General features: G+C 47.8%; 13 protein-coding genes and 3 pseudogenes. 8 read left to right on the forward strand and 8 right to left on the reverse strand.

Features of this window, described 5'->3' with window-relative positions; genetic code table 11:
* Positions 1 to 23: 23 nt before the first annotated feature.
* Positions 24 to 491: pseudogene (locus tag FY206_RS11130) on the reverse strand (glucose PTS transporter subunit EIIB); the annotation flags it as partial.
* Positions 492 to 909: 418 nt separating this feature from the next.
* Here FY206_RS11130 and FY206_RS11135 point away from each other — a divergent pair.
* Together FY206_RS11135 and FY206_RS11140 are read left to right on the forward strand one after the other, a co-directional pair.
* Positions 910 to 1,632 (forward strand): YagK/YfjJ domain-containing protein, encoded by a 723-nt coding sequence (locus FY206_RS11135; protein WP_023280002.1) that lies wholly within the window; start codon positions 910 to 912, stop codon positions 1,630 to 1,632.
* Positions 1,633 to 2,372: 740 nt separating this feature from the next.
* Positions 2,373 to 3,493 (forward strand): IS3-like element ISSen4 family transposase gene (locus FY206_RS11140; RefSeq protein WP_085950818.1). Its coding sequence is split into 2 segments (ribosomal slippage): positions 2,373 to 2,631 and positions 2,631 to 3,493, totalling 1,122 coding nucleotides; the frame shifts between segments, so codons are not numbered across the junction.
* A gap of 59 nt (positions 3,494 to 3,552) precedes the next feature.
* Here FY206_RS11140 and FY206_RS11145 read toward each other — a convergent pair.
* Positions 3,553 to 4,167 carry a recombinase family protein gene (locus tag FY206_RS11145; protein WP_077064523.1) on the reverse strand — a complete coding sequence of 205 codons (615 nt, stop codon included), beginning with the start codon at positions 4,165 to 4,167 and terminating at the stop codon, positions 3,553 to 3,555.
* A gap of 695 nt (positions 4,168 to 4,862) precedes the next feature.
* On the opposite strand from FY206_RS11145, the gene FY206_RS11150 reads away from it, so the two are divergent.
* From FY206_RS11150 to FY206_RS11165, 5 genes and pseudogenes are all read left to right on the forward strand, one after another.
* Complete coding sequence (locus FY206_RS11150) at positions 4,863 to 5,801, forward strand: cation diffusion facilitator family transporter (protein WP_001198019.1); 939 nt, start codon at positions 4,863 to 4,865, stop codon at positions 5,799 to 5,801.
* 18 nt (positions 5,802 to 5,819) lie between these two features.
* Positions 5,820 to 6,293 carry a cytochrome b562 gene (locus tag FY206_RS11155; protein ID WP_000923859.1) on the forward strand — a complete coding sequence of 158 codons (474 nt, stop codon included), beginning with the start codon at positions 5,820 to 5,822 and terminating at the stop codon, positions 6,291 to 6,293.
* A 463-nt stretch (positions 6,294 to 6,756) separates the two neighbouring features.
* A pseudogene (locus tag FY206_RS25555) lies at positions 6,757 to 6,987 on the forward strand (IS3 family transposase); the annotation flags it as partial.
* 94 nt (positions 6,988 to 7,081) lie between these two features.
* A complete protein-coding gene (locus FY206_RS11160; protein WP_001004932.1) occupies positions 7,082 to 7,663 on the forward strand; it encodes a cytochrome b/b6 domain-containing protein in 582 nt (193 codons plus the stop codon).
* 134 nt (positions 7,664 to 7,797) lie between these two features.
* Positions 7,798 to 8,487, forward strand: a complete 690-nt coding sequence (locus FY206_RS11165) for a VIT1/CCC1 transporter family protein (RefSeq protein WP_000549951.1) — start codon at positions 7,798 to 7,800, stop codon at positions 8,485 to 8,487.
* A 157-nt stretch (positions 8,488 to 8,644) separates the two neighbouring features.
* Here the strand turns inward: FY206_RS11165 and FY206_RS11170 are convergent, their stop codons facing one another.
* From FY206_RS11170 to malX, 5 genes and pseudogenes are all read right to left on the reverse strand, one after another.
* The gene (locus FY206_RS11170; protein WP_016537359.1) at positions 8,645 to 9,241 is read right to left on the reverse strand and encodes a hypothetical protein; all 597 of its coding nucleotides are present in this window, start codon (positions 9,239 to 9,241) and stop codon (positions 8,645 to 8,647) included.
* Positions 9,225 to 9,593: a hypothetical protein gene (locus tag FY206_RS11175; protein WP_023280004.1), complete on the reverse strand. Its 369-nt coding sequence runs from the start codon at positions 9,591 to 9,593 to the stop codon at positions 9,225 to 9,227. Before FY206_RS11175 ends, FY206_RS11170 begins: the two co-directional genes overlap by 17 nt.
* On the reverse strand, positions 9,583 to 10,344 hold the full coding sequence (locus tag FY206_RS11180) for a lysozyme inhibitor LprI family protein (RefSeq protein ID WP_200831647.1): 762 nt from the start codon (positions 10,342 to 10,344) through the stop codon (positions 9,583 to 9,585). Before FY206_RS11180 ends, FY206_RS11175 begins: the two co-directional genes overlap by 11 nt.
* A gap of 558 nt (positions 10,345 to 10,902) precedes the next feature.
* Entirely contained in the window at positions 10,903 to 12,672 is a 1,770-nt protein-coding gene (locus tag FY206_RS11190; RefSeq protein ID WP_013096884.1) for a recombinase family protein, read from the reverse strand.
* 85 nt (positions 12,673 to 12,757) lie between these two features.
* Positions 12,758 to 13,888 (reverse strand): annotated as a pseudogene (gene malX / locus FY206_RS11195) (PTS maltose transporter subunit IICB); the annotation flags it as partial.
* Between the two features lie 177 nt (positions 13,889 to 14,065).
* On the opposite strand from malX, the gene FY206_RS11200 reads away from it, so the two are divergent.
* A complete protein-coding gene (locus FY206_RS11200; RefSeq protein WP_032640054.1) occupies positions 14,066 to 15,094 on the forward strand; it encodes a Mal regulon transcriptional regulator MalI in 1,029 nt (342 codons plus the stop codon).
* A 104-nt stretch (positions 15,095 to 15,198) separates the two neighbouring features.
* Here FY206_RS11200 and FY206_RS11205 read toward each other — a convergent pair whose 3' ends face one another.
* The gene (locus tag FY206_RS11205; RefSeq protein ID WP_032640056.1) at positions 15,199 to 16,731 is read right to left on the reverse strand and encodes a YdgA family protein; all 1,533 of its coding nucleotides are present in this window, start codon (positions 16,729 to 16,731) and stop codon (positions 15,199 to 15,201) included.
* Positions 16,732 to 16,824: the final 93 nt, after the last annotated feature.

The raw sequence follows: 16,824 nt of genomic DNA on the forward strand, positions 1-16,824 counted from the left end.
CTCATGCTGAGGGGGTTGAGGCATCAGGCTTCGACCGTTCGCATCAGGGTGGCCAGCTCGTCCTTCACCGACTGGACCTGCGGGCCGATAACCACCTGCAAATTATGCTGATTTAACTGTACCACGCCGATTGCCCGGTTGGCTTTCAGGGCGTTGGTGTCCACTTTTGACATATCCGCCACCGACAGACGCAGACGGGTAATGCAGTTATCGAGAGAGGTAATGTTATCCGCACCGCCCAGCGCCGCGAGAATCGCTGGCGTGTTATAGCCGGATTTGCCGACGGTGCCTGCGACAGCCTGCTCGACGCTGGAGGCTGTTTCAACATCACGACCCGGCGTTTTCAGGTTGAAGCGGGTAATCGCGAAGCGGAAGATGCCGTAGTACACCGCAAACCAGATGGCCGCCACGACCGGCACCAGATACCACTTGGTGGACAATCCGTGCAGGATCCCGAACACCACGAAGTCAATCACGTTGCCGTCGGTGTTCACTGAAGTGTAATGGGTATAATTGATATTTGCCGATGTACACTGTGAACAATCAGGTTACTGCAATGTTGAAAATTACAGCTCCCACTCAACTGTGTATGCCGGAAGGAAGCCAAAGACAAGATTGTAAATCCCTTTGAATTTCTCCGTTGTTACCAACACCCCACACAATCATCATCCCTCTTTTATCAAGGCATGATTTCCGTTGCCCCCTTTCACTCCTTCTGATATGATAATGAGTTATTATAAATATTTCCGTAAACTTTGTTCCGTAGTATTTCTCTCCTCGAAAACATCCCCAACGTCAGATGCAAGGCGGCTTTGCGCTATCGCAAATGCCATCGTTTTACCGTGGTTTTAGGTAGTAACTATGTAGGGGGTGTGATCTCTTTCTGAGTACAAAAAGGTTAATTTAACAATGATGCAACAATCACAAACCCTATTCGAATCGTCGGTTTTATCGGCAACAAGTTTTCGTACCGTCTACCATGAACACGGACGTTACAAAACAATTAATGGCAACTCCTTTGTTCATGATGGTCATGCATACCGGATTAACACAAGAATCGGCTCTGGTGTTCGTCATGACATACTTATTTCAACAATCAACGAACTGAACGCAATCCTGAAGCTCTACAGTCGAGTGTTCCTTACCCGTTTTGATCTCCACCTCCCTGAGTTCACTTCTGTTGAAGCAGGTAACAAATACATACGCAACTTGTTCAAACGATTACGTGACCGCCTAGGGTCTGGGAATAACGGTTTATCGGAACCTATTATCGATTTTGCTTACGGTTGGGTTTGCGAACAGGAAAAGGCTTCACAACCCCATTACCATTGCTGGATTGCACTTCCACATCGTTCGGTAAGATGGTTTGGAACGCCAGAAAGAGGGATCGCTGGTATTATTACGGAAATCTGGATGAAACTGACAGGTGGTAAAGCAACGCTGGTAAACTTGGCTAAAGCCACTAAAGACTATCCCGATCACTACGTCATTCATCGTGAACATCCTTCATCACTCGAAGGTCCGGTATTCTGGCTTTCTTACCTGGCAAAAGAACGCGGTAAAGCGCAAACAGGGAAGGGAACGCGCATGTACTCAACATCAAAATTGAGTAGCAAAGTACTGAATTCGTAAATATCGCACAGGAAGCCCGTAGCGCGTTTTTCTTTCCAAGGTATGCAATCGCATTACCCATATCATGAAAATCGCTTACAGCCTCGCTCAGAGCGTTTTAAGGCATGATTTGTTCCTGGTTAACTTTATGCTTCGGTCAGATGCATGATAGTTCAACTATAGTTGCTATGCTGATACATTCATACATTACTTCAAAATTCCGAGCGCAGCGAGGGACACGAACGTAGTGAGTGTCTGTGTACTATGTACTGTTTATAATATTTATATTTTATATATAGAAAAAACAGTACATTTCCGTATGTTTTTTAATCAACGCTAACTATCCGTCTTCGCTTCGCTTGACGGAACTCGCTTCGCTCGCGGTCTTGTTTTTGGGTTGTTGGAACGTGCCCGTCATTCTTGATGCATGTTCCAGTTCCCTTTAATCGTAGGAAGACTTAATCCCACTTTTTGCTTGGCTGAGACCTCTTCATATTGGCTTCCAGAAGTCGCTTACGAATATCTGTTGCAACCGCCTAACTTTTACCTACCTTCCTTGCTCGGTCAAGACCTTCTTTAGTTCTCTATGCAATGTGTAGTCTATTGATATAATTAGTATTTTATTCGAGATTATGTAATTGTGTGAAAAAGGATGAAAAACACACTTTTTGTATTAGCATTAGCCTCCGTTGACCTGCTCCCCGTTGATTAGTACACCCCGATGTTAGTAATGTCTTCATAAGCCACATGAGGACATCCCCATGAAGAAGCGTTTTTCCGACGAACAGATCATCAGTATTCTCCGCGAAGCCGAAGCTGGGGTACCCGCCCGTGAACTCTGCCGCAAGCATGCCATTTCCGATGCCACGTTTTACACCTGGCGTAAGAAGTATGGCGGTATGGAGGTGCCTGAAGTTAAGCGCCTGAAGTCGCTTGAGGAAGAGAACACCAGACTCAAGAAGCTGCTTGCCGAAGCCATGCTGGATAAAGAGGCGCTTCAGGTGGCTCTTGGGCGAAAGTACTGACGACAGACCAGAAGCGGGAAGCCGTGATGTTGATGTGTGATGCGACCGGTCTGTCGCAACGTCGTGCCTGCAGGCTTACAGGTTTATCCCTGTCGACCTGCCGCTATGAGGCTCACCGTCCGGCTGCTGATGCGCATTTATCAGGGCGCATCACTGAGCTGGCACTGGAGCGCAGGCGTTTTGGCTACCGTCGTATTTGGCAGTTGCTGCGCCGTGAAGGGCTTCATGTTAATCATAAGCGCGTGTACCGGCTTTATCACCTCAGTGGCCTGGGCGTAAAACGCAGAAGACGTCGTAAAGGGCTGGCAACAGAACGTCTGCCGCTGCTCCGTCCGGCGGCGCCCAATCTGACCTGGTCGATGGATTTCGTCATGGACGCACTTTCCACCGGTCGCAGGATCAAGTGTCTTACCTGCGTCGATGATTTCACAAAGGAATGCCTGACGGTCACTGTTGCCTTTGGGATTTCAGGCGTTCAGGTCACGCGTATTCTGGACAGCATTGCACTGTTTCGAGGCTATCCGGCGACGATAAGAACTGACCAGGGGCCGGAGTTCACTTGCCGTGCACTGGATCAATGGGCCTTTGAGCATGGTGTTGAGTTGCGCTTAATCCAGCCGGGCAAGCCAACGCAGAACGGATTTATTGAGAGCTTTAACGGACGATTTCGCGATGAATGTTTGAATGAGCACTGGTTCAGCGATATCGTTCATGCCAGGAAAATTATTAATGACTGGCGGCAGGATTATAACGAATGCCGCCCGCACTCCACGCTGAATTATCAGACACCGTCTGAATTTGCAGCGGGCTGGAGAAAGGGTCATTCTGAGAATGAAGATTCCGACGTTACTAACTGAGTGTTGTATCTAATCGTGGGGGCAGGTCAGGGCAGCAAATACTGTTATCAAGTCCGTTTTTAACACAAAAGCTCTTTCTTGATTCGGTAAAAGGTGGCGCGGCTGATACCTGCCGCTTTCATGATGTGGGCTGGTTTAACATTCTGCGCCAGCATTTCGCGAACAGTTTCACGGGCTTCCATATCTTTTTCTTTCCCCGTATACAAACCTGCCAGTTTTGCTCTCTCGATCCCCTGTGCCTGGCGTTTACGGCGGGTTTCATAATCTTGTCGTGCCATTGTCGCAAGGATATCGATCAGCATAGCATTGACTGCCCGAAGAATGCCGCTAGTAAGGTCGTTACCAGACATTTCAACCATCTGCCAGCTTGTTGGCAAATCCATCGAAACAATAACCAGTCCTTTACTGTTCAGCGTAGCTTTGAGTTCAGCCCATTCTTCATGTTGAAGACGACTGAGACGGTCAATCGCTTCAATTAGAATCAAATCGCCAGGCCGTGCTTCGGCAAGTAGGTGCATCAGTTCCACACGTTCCAGCTTCGCACCGCTGGCATTCTCAATGTATTCTCCGGCTACTTGCCAGTTTTTGCTTTGCGCAAATTCGCGCAGGCTAACTAATGCACGATCAGCATGTTGGCCTTCGGTAGATGCACGGCAATAGATACGGACATTCATTATGCATTCTCTTTTGAGTATTAAATTGATACCCATATGATACAGTGCGTGTTTTTATTGTCAATAGAGTCAAATTTAACCCTATTGATACTGTGTGTCATGGTCTTTATCAGGTATACCTAAAAGAGATATTGTTCGGATGGTATTCAGATCTTGCTTGGGGTATACGATTTGGTCAGTTTCTGTAGCTGAAGCACTCCGGTTTCATTTCAGCAGGTCTTAATCAAATTCAGTGTGCCATACATGCGGCACGAAAAAGTCTGGCATCAATGTGACCAGTTCTATCACCCACCACAGTCACTACAGTGGCCACACAGTTGGGGACCCAAAGGATGTTGTTTACCATTTTGCAATGGTTGACAGCTACCCGAAAGCAACTCCTCTTCGAGAGCGCTCAATTCCTCAGTTAATCGGGTTTGCAATTTTAGTTTGTTGAACCCATCCACACTGGGCGTAAGTGTATAGTTGTGATAACTGTCAACTTTTCTTCTCTCTTCTGTTCAGAATAAATTAATGTTCAGGCGTTATGATAAATAGATGTTATCGCCACCATGGCGCGGTCTTTACAGGAATAAATCTCACCATTTTTATATTTTCACCACAGTACCTCAAAATTTCATATACCAAAACTGAACTTGGCCGGGTAGTATTGGCTGCTTAGTATTAACTGTAGATGCTGTTATTAGGAGTTTCAGGTGCAGGTAAACAAACTTACGGATGATATTGATATTAGTTCTCATGAGCGTTTCCTCGCGGCCCGTAAAAGCACATGGGTTAGTGTGCTTGTTAATTGTTTTCTGACATCCGGGCAAGTGATTACTGGCGTATTTTCCGGATCTCAGGGGCTTATTGCGGATGGTATCCATTCTCTGTCTGATTTAGTTTCAGACTTTGTGGTGCTTATTGCTAATCATAAAAGTAAAAAAAATCCCGATGATGACCATCACTACGGGCATCATCGTTATGAAAATGGTGCATCATTAATTCTGGGGACAATTTTATTCATTGTTGGCATCGGGATGTTATGGTCAGCAGCAAATAAAATGCAACAACCAGATGATATTCCTCAGGTACATATTGTTGCTCTGTGGGTGGCCTTAGCCGCACTGGTTATCAAAGAGCTTCTTTTTCGCTATATGCTGGCAGTAGCAACCCGAGTAAAATCCACTATGCTGGTTGCCAATGCCTGGCATGCCCGCTCTGATGCCGCCTCATCTTTGGTGGTGGCTATTGGTATTATTGGTAGTTTATCAGGGTTTAAATTGCTTGATCCGGTAGCTGCACTGGTTGTGGGACTGATTGTGACCAGAATGGGATATTCATTTATGTCAGATTCGCTTCATGACTTGATGGACAGGGCCGTGGATATTGAAACTGAAAATAGTATAAAAACAACATTATTGTCCACGCCTGGGGTCGAAGGCATCCATGACCTCAAGACCAGAAAAATGGGGGACCTTGTTGTGGTTGATGTTCATCTGGAAATTGATGGTGATTTATCAGTGAAAGTAGGACATGACATTGCTGTTTTGGCCAGGAAATCAGTTTTAGATAATCATCATGTTTTAAATGTTATGACACATGTTGACCCTTATTTTAAAGGTGATAATAGTCCTGGTTGCGGGGGCAAATAATCCTGAAAAATAATATGAATGCTGCTGTTTTTTGAGAAGATTGGGAAGGGATTATTTTTTTGCGCAATATTACCCCTTCTGACTGTGAAAACGAGAGTAAACAATATGGAGGCTATTATGAGAAAAATTATGCGTACTGTTGTGATAGGAGCCACCCTTCTTTTATCCCCCTGTGTAATGGCTGGTTCTGACGGTGTTGAACATGCCATGAAGATGATGAATAAAAGCTACCGCGCAGCACTTAAGGAGGAGGACGTTACATCCTTCAGGAAAGATATGCGGGAACTGAAAGCAACAGCAGAGTCCATCCTGAACAGCCCTGTAGAAGGGTATGACAGGGAAACGTATGTTGCAGGCATGTCACTTCTAATTGATGAGGTAACTGCCGTTGAAAGTACCGCTGAGAAGGAAGGTCTTGACGCCGGGAAAATTGCAGCACAGAAACTAGGCAGTCTGATGAGAAAATACCACAATAAACTAGGTGTTGACTGAGACCGGGAATTATTCGGTGAAGGTAGATATGCTGGAAAGATATCCCTGAACTGACATGATACACGTGCCTGTAATCAAGCAGATAGCTATGCACTGGTGAGGAAATTTCACAACGTTATCTTATCTGCAAAATACATATAAAAATGTTGGGGTAACAAACATGCATTATCAATGCTACATATTTTAGTTTGTTGCCTCAACATAAGTTAAGTACCTATTGGTGTTGCGCGGGGTGGATTCAGGGGGCCAAATTATATTTGGTGGTCACGCGTCAGTCTGTGTTTTGTTTGTTGGTCATGATGACCTGCTCCCCGTTGATTAACACACTGATGCCCGTAATGTCTTCATCATCGGTATGAGACCCTCATTAAGATGCTTTTTTCCGGCAAATAAATCATCAGTATCCTCTTCGAGGCTGGAACAGGGATTCTAAGCCATGTGCTTTGCCGTAAGAAGATCATTTCCGACGTCACCTAATGTGGCTTGGTGAATGGATTTTGTCATGGCTGCACTCTTCATCGGTCGTCGGATTAAGTGCCGTACGATCCACGTCGCTTTTGGAATTTCAAGCGTTCAGATATAAGCATTCTGTACAGCATTGCGTTGTTTCGTGGCTATCTGGCGACGATAAGAACCACTCAGGAACCTGAATTTACCTGTTGAGTACTGGGCCTTTGAACATGGTTTGGATATTACTGAGTGCATCTTGGTTTTGAGAAGTTAAGGTTATCATTAATAAAAAGGCATAATATTGAGTGGTCAACCAACCTTAAAAAAGTGGCTAAATTATGAACGAAAATTTACGTAATGCTCTTCCTCACAAAAACACACCATTTCTACGTGTGCTGCATATCATCGTAGCTGTATTGATTTTATTGCAGATTATTAATTCAAACCTTACCGAAAGCGATGCGCTTAGTGACTATACTCTCACTGGGTTCGTAACATGGTTCCATGTTATCACTGGGTTATCACTGATTGTCCTTGGGTTTGTCATGCTTGCATGGATGCTGACACAACGAGGATTTCGTTACTATTTTGCCTGGGTGGTCCTTGATTTTCGAGGTGTGGTTGAAGATATCAAAATGCTGATATCATTCCGTCTTCCTGAAGCTCATGCTGGTGGGATTGCTGCTCTGGTTCAGGGGCTTGGTGTACTTGCACTATTGGGCGTTGCATTATGTGGTGGATTCTGGTTTGCTCTCAATACTGCTCTTGGCACGTCACCTGTGCTGACAGAAACCGTCCTGCATGTGCATAAGTTTCTGACTGTATTTATTGAAACCTATTTCTGGGCACATGGTGCGATGGGGTTGCTGCATATCTTCCTCACCGTTCGTAGCCAAAGGAAAAATCCCGTTACCGAATAGTGCTGTAGGTTTATGATGGATAAGATGCCCTGTAATGGTTGGCTAAAACAGACTATAACCGCGCATTTATCCGTCAATGCATTTTCTATTTATCCGTAATTCCGATGAGTATGCGTATTTGAAGGAAAAAATATATGCATCTTGAACGACATAGTATCGAAAAAGTGGGATGGCTGAGGGCAGCTGTACTGGGGGCAAATGACGGAATTGTTTCGACAGCGAGCCTTGTTCTTGGGGTTGCATCTGCAAATAGCAGTCCTTCCGGTGTTTTACTTGCAGGTGTTGCAGGACTGGTTGCCGGAGCTATGTCAATGGCTACAGGGGAATATGTTTCCGTCTCATCTCAGGCGGATACCGAAAACGCAGCACTTGCCCAGGAAAAAAGGGAGCTGGAAACTGATTATCAGGGAGAGGTGCGGGAACTGACTTCACTTTATATGCAACGTGGACTGGAGCCAGAGCTTGCCCGGCAGGTTGCGGAGCAACTTATGGTCAAAGATGCCCTGGATGCTCATGCCCGTGAAGAACTGGGGTTGACGGATATAAATTCTGCACAGCCCCTACAGGCAGCTGTCTTTTCTGCCCTGAGTTTTTCCGCTGGTGCGGTGTTACCCTTAATCGTGGCATGGCTCTCCCCTCTGAAACTGGCTTTTTTGTTGATAATCCTTTCCACCCTTTTTTCACTGGCGGTCCTTGGCTATATATCTTCGGTTTTGAGTAAAGCCTCTCCTGTCAGGGCGATCATAAGAATTACGTTCTGGAGTACCATGGCTATGCTTTTGTCTATGGGGATTGGTCATTTTGCAGGGCAGGCCCTGCTTTAATGTTATGAAGCACAATTCGAGTACCATCTTACTGGCGATGCTTCGCAAAACAATTTGCAATGCAGCTCCCTTCAAACTCGATTCCTGCTTGCGCCAATACCTGTTGAAGGGGTGATGGAGGGGATTCTCCCCCTCCATTTCAAGGGCAAGGACAACGCTACTTCTGGCAAATTTCCCGGTCGTAAACGCCACCATTGACAACCAAAATTTGTCGTTTCTTCTTTGAAATCATATCAGTCATTATCTTCGAGTCATCAAGAAAGATACCACCAAAGGTTCCAGGTCGTGCATTCTTCCCGGCGATTATAATCAGATCCCCAATATTCAATGCAGCAACTTTATCGTTATTGTAATTCGTATCTTCAAATATGAACTTCAGGCCTTCATCTGAACCGGGAATACCCAATGTTACTACAGGATTTTTTCTGAAAGTAACAGTACCGATACCAGTTATTTTTCCTGTTACCATTAACTGACATTTTTTGAAGTCATTTGTTGCCCTGAATTCATGTTGTTCAAACCGCGCATAAACTTCCCCTGTTGTATACATTCGCGGAAGTATATCGATTATCGATGGTTTGGATGGTTGCTCAGGTTGTTGCTGAGTTACGGTATCAGCATTTACCTTGGCCTTCACTTCGGGGGTTTTAGGCTGATATGGGGGGGGCGTCAGCCCGTAAAGGAGATTGATGCCGTAGGCTATTGCGACGGTTATGACTGCTATTTTAATATAACGTTCATAGGGTGATTTCATTTCGTTCTTCCATAACTTCTATCTTAACAATACGCTCTCCATTACGATATATTTTCAGCTTGTCAGGCGGGGACTTCACTGCATTACGGATTTCGTTCATTGTATCTTTCGATAACATATCACAGCCTTCCATATACATAACCCTACGGGTATCGGTATCTGGTATGTTAGTGAAACTGCTACTGACCCATAAATCGGGTATTTCAATTCCATGTATCAGCTTCATATACACAACGATGAACGCATCTGTCAGGTGAAACCGTCCAACTGTGTATTTTCCGGTATAGGTATTACCAGAAGACGATGCTACCCAATCGTTTTTTAAAACCAAAGTCAGTGCATTATTTTCCATATTCAGACTCCAGTTCACGAATGCGATTGTTCGTCATGTCGGTAAGACATTTCTGTTCATTATTGCAGCCGGATTTGTGCTTTATCCATTCTCTTTGAGAAGGAAGCAATCGTTTTCGGGTTTCAGGGCTAAGGCTTTTCCAGACCGAATTAAGTTTCTCATCGCTTGCTTTATAACTGTGTGTATCGACGTTTGAGGTTACTGCATTGTTTTTGGGAGCTTCGCTACCGCTGCTATAGAAAACGGGTGCACGTACTCCCTGAGCGTAGTCTTTAGCTGCTTTTTCCCCCACGGCTTGCCCATTCGCAGTCAATACCTTTCCGAACTCTGTAGTGTCGAAACTGTAATTGCGGATCTCGCCATTGAAGTCCAGCTTCACGTTAACGGTTGTTGACTTCGAAATGGCAGTCAAGAAATCACCAGCTTCGGACCCGAAGGAACAAGCGACTTCTTTAGAATCACTGACATTAGGGCGTAACCCGTGCATCGTGAATCTGCCGTTATCAGTTGTAGCAGTGATATCTACCAGCGGAACGATTGATGATGATTGCTTTGTAATCGCGAAGCATATTCCCTTCAGATTTACATCCCTGTCCATCCCGAGAAACATCAGTGCGTTTTTGTCGCTGCTGGCGACACCCATTGATTTTGCCTCTGGCAAGAAATACACGGTACTGGAGGCGGTGGTTAAACCTGAAACGAAAACAACACCTGACGCCATGATTTTTAACGTTTTAATAAGAATTGTCATTCTGGATACCTTCTTTCTTTCGCACTCCATCGTGGACAGAGTATTCATTCCGTGAGTCTTGTTTACGAGAAACACTAACCGAAGAATCATGATCTTACATTGATCTATGAAATCTATCAATATCGTATAATTGATCTGTAAAAACGATCGATTAACATGGGGAGAAGAGGGGGAAGATGCGAAGGGTATTGTTTTTAAAGGGTTTTAAAATGGTTCATATGCTTGGTGTTAACGTCGGGCGGCGGGCAGCGGTTAGTCTTGAATACTGCGATTGAAAGACATAACAATCTACTTTGTGCGGGGTTTCCGGCAACCATAGAGGTGTTTCGATAAGGAGCGGTGCAATAAGTACAGTTCGTAGACAGAATGAATACGATGTAATTTTGAACCCTTGCTCTACAACGCTCTGTATCAAGTTTTACGGGGGTTTTATATTGAACGATGCCTGAAGTCTGCTTTAATCGCTCTGACAAGATACAGAGCGATTCATGGCTATATAGCGATGGATTACGCTAACATTTCTGTGGGGCAATTTTACAATGGCACTAACACTTACCTTTATTCCGTCAGTTCATCGATCAGTGTTCGGGGATGATCTAGTCGTTTTTTCGCTTCCGTCATGAACTTGTCTCGGTTGATCAATATGTCAATATGGTCATGCAGTATCAAACCTTCAGATTCAAGAATTTGAATATCGTTGATAGTCTGCGCTTCAACATAAATCTTACCCTTCTTCCAGCCTGAGTTGTTTTCGATAACGATACGCTGTTTATGCTGATCGCGGTATGTGATGGTAAACAAGTTGTGTTTCTTATCTATTCTGGAGCAATCTACGCGCATAATAACGGTCTTAATGTTTGCTCTTATTTTTGTGCGTAAAGGGTTAAGTGCGTCATCAATGTCAAACTTCCTGAACTTGTCCCAACCTTCAGTGTTCATTTGCACGATTGATTCATCGTATAGTCTTTTTTCCACTATCAGACTTTGTTTTTCTTGTTCTAGTTGATCAATTTGCGAAGTGAGGCTATTAATGATCTCAGGGCTTTTAGCTGAACCTATAGCCAATACATAGTTCTCAATTTGCGATTGTATGTCCGCTATTTTCCCTTCTAAACCAGATGGTTGATATTTCGTCTGTAAGAATATTCTATCGGCTATTAGTTGTAAAATCGTCCTTTCAAGGGTGCTTGCCCTGAATCCCCACTTATTACAATCTTGATGTAAATCTCTGGATGCACATTGGTAACGGTAAGCATGTGGATGGTTTTTAAGGGTTGATTTAGCCTTAACCATGTAACATGAGCAGTGCGCACAGTGCAAAATACCAATACCGGAAAGTAATGGTATTTCTGGATTACTCTCGCGATTCGGGGCAAATCCTTTGTTTCCAACTTGGAGCTTTAACGCTTCATATTCATCTTTGCTGATGATCGCAGGGTAATAATCATCCAGAACGTATTCTGCATTGTTTACAGTGATTACTTTTCGTCCATAAATGGCAGGTTCAAGGATTCTGGAACAATGCTGCATATTCCATATACCTTTTGATTTTTTGTTGCCAATAACCGGTCCATCGTAGTTGTTTTTCAGATGTTGAAGGATCATCCGATTTGACCAACCGTCTTGTTTTAACTGGATAATTTTTTTTGCTATGGGGAACAGGACTGGATGCGGATTGACATATCCAGTACTTGAATCTGTCCACCATTTATCCGAGCCTAACTCTTTAATTGCGACTACAGGATCACCTGGTTTCCGTTCCTGGTGACGTCTGATCTTGGACAGAGCACTTGCAATGGTGCGGTGTGATTTGGTTGAACTTTCTTCGTTTGCACGGCTGAACAACATCACGCTAAACATCAGTTGCTGCAATGTCTCGGTGTTTACTTCAGTCTGTCTGTAAACCTGTTTATCAATCCCGGTAATTACCGTGATGCCATTAAGTAATAAGCTGGTGAAAAGGTTAACCGCTTGCATGGCGTTCTGGCGTGAGAAGCGATCAAGGGATTCAATCAAGAGGAAAGACCCCTTTGGGATCAAACCGGATTCAACTTGGTCTATGAAATCCGATAAAGCTCCTTCCTGAACGTTTTTACCCTTGTACGCGGATACCCCTAAATCTTGGTATTCCTCGAAAATCTCCAGATCGTACTCAGTAGCAATCTGTTTTGCCATTTCAGCAATGTAGCTCTTCTGACGCTCAATCGAACTACCTTTACCTTGTCGTTCGCTGGAGTAACGGATATATGAATATAAGCGTGGACGATTCATGGTATTGAATTTCACTGGAAGTACTGTATTTCTTAAGATTGTAACATGTGCAGACATTAGTCATCACCTCCTTGGTAATCCATTGGGGCGACAGGTATAGCTGTTTTTACGCCTCAATTCTTAATGAGGTGTATTTTACTTTAGTGTTACCGATGGTGACGCCCAGCACCGCCATAACGGTAAAGCCCAGACCGGTCAGCACGGCGTGGATGAGGTACAGCACCGGCGCAACAAACAGGAACAGGAATTCGATAGGCTCGGTGGTGCCGCCGACGACGCAGGCGATGACGCCGGAAATCAGCAGGCCTTTAATTTTGTGACGGTTTTCCGGGCGGGCGCAGTGGTACATCGCCAGCGCCGCACCCGGCAGGCCGCCGAGGAAGGCCGGCATTTTACCCTGCGAGAGGAAGCGGGTGGCGCTTTCGGAGAAGCCGTGAGTGGTTGGGCAGCTCAGCTGCGCCTGGAAGATGGTCAGCGCGCCGCTCACGTCGTGACCGCACACGTCCATCGTCCCGCCCGCTTCGGTGAAGCGGATCAGGGCGACCAGGATATGCTGCAGGCCAAACGGCAGCAGCAAACGCTCGCCGGTACCGAAGATCATCGGACCAAAATCGCCCGCGCCGTTAATGATGCGGCCAATGCCGTTGATGCCCAGCGCAAAGACCGGCCAGATCAGCGGTATGATCAAACCAAACAGGCCCATGACCACCAGGGTTACAATCGGCACAAAGCGGGTACCGCCGAAGAAGGCCAGGGCATCCGGCAGGCGAATATTGTGGAAGCGTTCGTGCAGCATCCAGATAATCACCCCGGCGATCACCGCCCCGAGGATCCCGGTATCAATAGACTGGATGCCAATCACGCTCTGAATGTTGTTGGCCTTCAGCACGGCGGCGTCGGTGGTCGGCAGAATGCCTTTCGCGGTCAGCCAGAAGTTAACCGCCAGGTTCATCACGGCGTAACCCACGAAACCGGCAAACGCCGCGACGCCTTTGTTCTCGCGCGCCAGGCCCAGCGGGATTGCGATGCAGAACATCACGGGCAGGAAGCTAAAGGCAAAGGAGCCGACTTTACTCATCCAGATGAAGATGGCCTGCAGCACGGGGGTACCGAGGAACGGGATGAGCGTGATGACGTCTTTACTGCTGAGTGAACTGCCGATCCCGAGCATGATCCCGCAGAACGAGAGGAGTGCCACGGGCAGCATAAAGGTTTTACCCAGTTGCTGGAAAAACTCCCACAGCGATATTTTTTGTGCTGCTTTCGCCGTCATAAAACGACTCCTTTATTGTTAAAATCAGTTTATCTGCTTCAATGCTGCGAGAAGATAAAACGTTTTATCAAAGTTTAGTGCGCGCTAAATCACATTCTCGGGCATTAACTGGTAGTATAAAGATAACGTATTGATAAAACGTTTTACCGATCTCATTTCAGGGAGTCACGCCGACACATGGCTGTAGCGAAAAAAATCACCATCAACGATGTCGCGCTGGCGGCGGGCGTTTCCGTCAGCACCGTTTCTCTGGTGCTCAGCGGAAAAGGGCGGATCTCGCCTGCAACCGGTCAGCGGGTTAACGAGGCGGTTGAACAGCTGGGCTTCGTGCGTAACCGCCAGGCGTCGGCGCTGCGCGGCGGGCAAAGCGGGGTGATTGGCCTGATTGTGCGGGATCTGACGTCTCCGTTTTATGCAGAACTGACCGCCGGGCTAACCGAAGCGCTTGAAGCGCAGGGGCGCATGGTTTTTCTGCTTCACGGCGGTCGCGAGGCCGATCAGCTTCTTTCCCGGCTCGATATGCTGCTGAACCAGGGAGTGGACGGAGTGATCGTCGCCGGGGCGTCGGGCGTGGGTAGCGAACTGTGCGAGCGCGCCGCCGAAAAAGGCGTGCCGCTGGTCTTTGCCTCACGCGCCAGCTACCTGGACGAGGCCGACACGCTGCGCCCGGATAACATGCAGGCCGCGCAAATGTTGACCGAACATCTGATTCGTCGCGGGCATCAGCGCATTGCCTGGCTGGGGGGGAAAAGCTCGTCCCTGACGCGCGCGGAACGGGTAGGCGGCTACTGCGCGACGCTCATTAAATACGGCCTGCCGTTCCACAGCGAATGGGTGGTGGAGTGTGAACCCAGCCAGAAGAAAGCGGCGGAAGCGATAGGCGCGCTGCTGCGAAGCAGCCCGACGATCAGTGCCGTGATTTGCTACAACGACGCGATCGCGATGGGGGCCTGGTTTGGCCTGATCCGCGCCGGACGCCAGAGCGGCGAGGGCGGAGTGGAAACCTTCTTCGGCCACCAGGTGGCGCTCGGGGCGTTCGCCGACGTCGGTGAAAGCGCGCTCGACGATCTGCCGATCGTCTGGGCCACCACCCCTGCGCGCGAGATGGGCTACACCCTGGCGGACAGGATCATGCAGCGCATCGAAAATACGGACGTGCAGGCCGGGCACCAGATTGTGGCGGCACGGCTGGTGCCGGTGAAATAAACTCCGCTGCACATCGCCCGGCGGCGCTGCGCTTGCACGGGCCTACAAAAGATTCGAACCACCTGGTGACAATAAAAAACCCCTCATGCGAGGGGTTTTGACGTTTACTGCTGCGGCGCGGCCGGTTCGGCTGGCGCAGCCGGTGCTGCCGGTTCAGGCATCCCCAGCGTCGGCATACCAAACATGCCGACGAAGTCTTCCAGCGGCATCTTGTCGCCGTTGAGCGTGACCTGGCCGTTGGCGTACTGCAGGCTGGTGGAAATCGTGTTGTTGTCCACCTTCGTGATGCGGAACATCTGGCCCATGGCCGCCAGACCTTTCACCTGCTGGTTCGCCAGCTTGCCGGCGTCTTCATCGCCGTAGCCTTCCAGCTTCGCAATCTGGGTCATAAACTCGGTCGCCATATCCATCGGGATGGTCAGCTTGCTGTCGAGCGACTTCACGCTGCGATCCACTTCCTGCGCCAGCGTCTGCGGTTCACCCGTTGCGGTGGCCGGATCTTTCAGGAACAGCGACAGGTTGAAGCTGGTTTCGCCTTTGCTGTTTTTCCAGCTCAGCGGCGCAACGGTGATGACCGGCTCTCCCTTGAGCAGGATCGGCAGGTTGTTGAACAGTACCTCCATGGCCTGCTGCTGGTACACCTCAGGGTTCTGCTGCAGCGCGGCATCGGTCAGCAGCGCCTGACTCTCTTTGCTGTATTTCTGGCTAAATTCGTGCCACGCCTGGCCATCGATATTGCCGATCTTCAGCGACAGTTTGCCGGTACCCAGATCCTGATTCTGCACTTTCAGGCTTTTAAGCGTGTAGTCCAGCTGCGTGTTGATGCTCTTGCCGTCTTTAGAAACGTCGGATTTACCGTTGACGTCCATGCCTTCCAGCACGGCCATCTCTTTCCCTTCAACCGCAATGGCAACTTTATCGAGAGACAGTTTCTGATCGCCGATACGCTCCTGGAAATCGGTCATTCGGCTGTTGCCGTCGGCTTTCAGGTTGTTGAAGGTGAGCTGAACTTTTTGATTGTATTCGTTCACGGCATTGACCAGGCCGCTTTCCGCTTCACCCGTCAGGGAGAACACGTTCCCGTCGCGGTCCGCGTCAAGCTTGAAGTTGCCGCCGCTGAAGGCGACTTTCTCATTCTCTTTCTCGTAGTTCAGCGCTTTCAGCGCAATATCGGAACGCGTGTCACCGGCATAGCTGATGCGGGTGTTAATGTCGAAAGGCGATTCATTCTTTGCCAGGTCAAATAGCGGTTTGGTGACGTCGTTGTTCACCAGCACGGTATGAACGGATGCCATGGACGGGATCAGGTTAAAGGACTTCAGCTGCGCCAGCGGAAGGGGGCCGTGGCTCACCACTTCGTCCAGAATCACGCTCTGGCCCGGCTTCAGCCAGCCGTTTTCACTACCAGCAACCGGCTTCACCACCAGCTGCATACGGCTGGTGAACACGCCGCGGTGATAGTTCTGGTAGCTCAGCTCCAGACCCGCCTCCGGCGCGCTGCGCTTAATCTCTCCGTTTGCCTGCGCCACCATCTCAGCCAGGCGGCCTTCCAGCTGTTTCCCGGTAAACCAGGAAGCCCCCGTCCAGACCACGCCCAACGCTACAATCACTCCAACCGCTACGACCGATTTTTTCATTGCGACTATCCCTAAAATGAAACCAGGCGGTAAAAACCGCCCGGAGATATTAAGCCTGCAACTAGCTTAGCAAGAGTTGTTAAAAAATTCAGT

Origin of the sequence: Enterobacter chengduensis (assembly GCF_001984825.2) — a bacterium.
Taxonomy (GTDB): Bacteria; Pseudomonadota; Gammaproteobacteria; order Enterobacterales; family Enterobacteriaceae; genus Enterobacter; species Enterobacter chengduensis.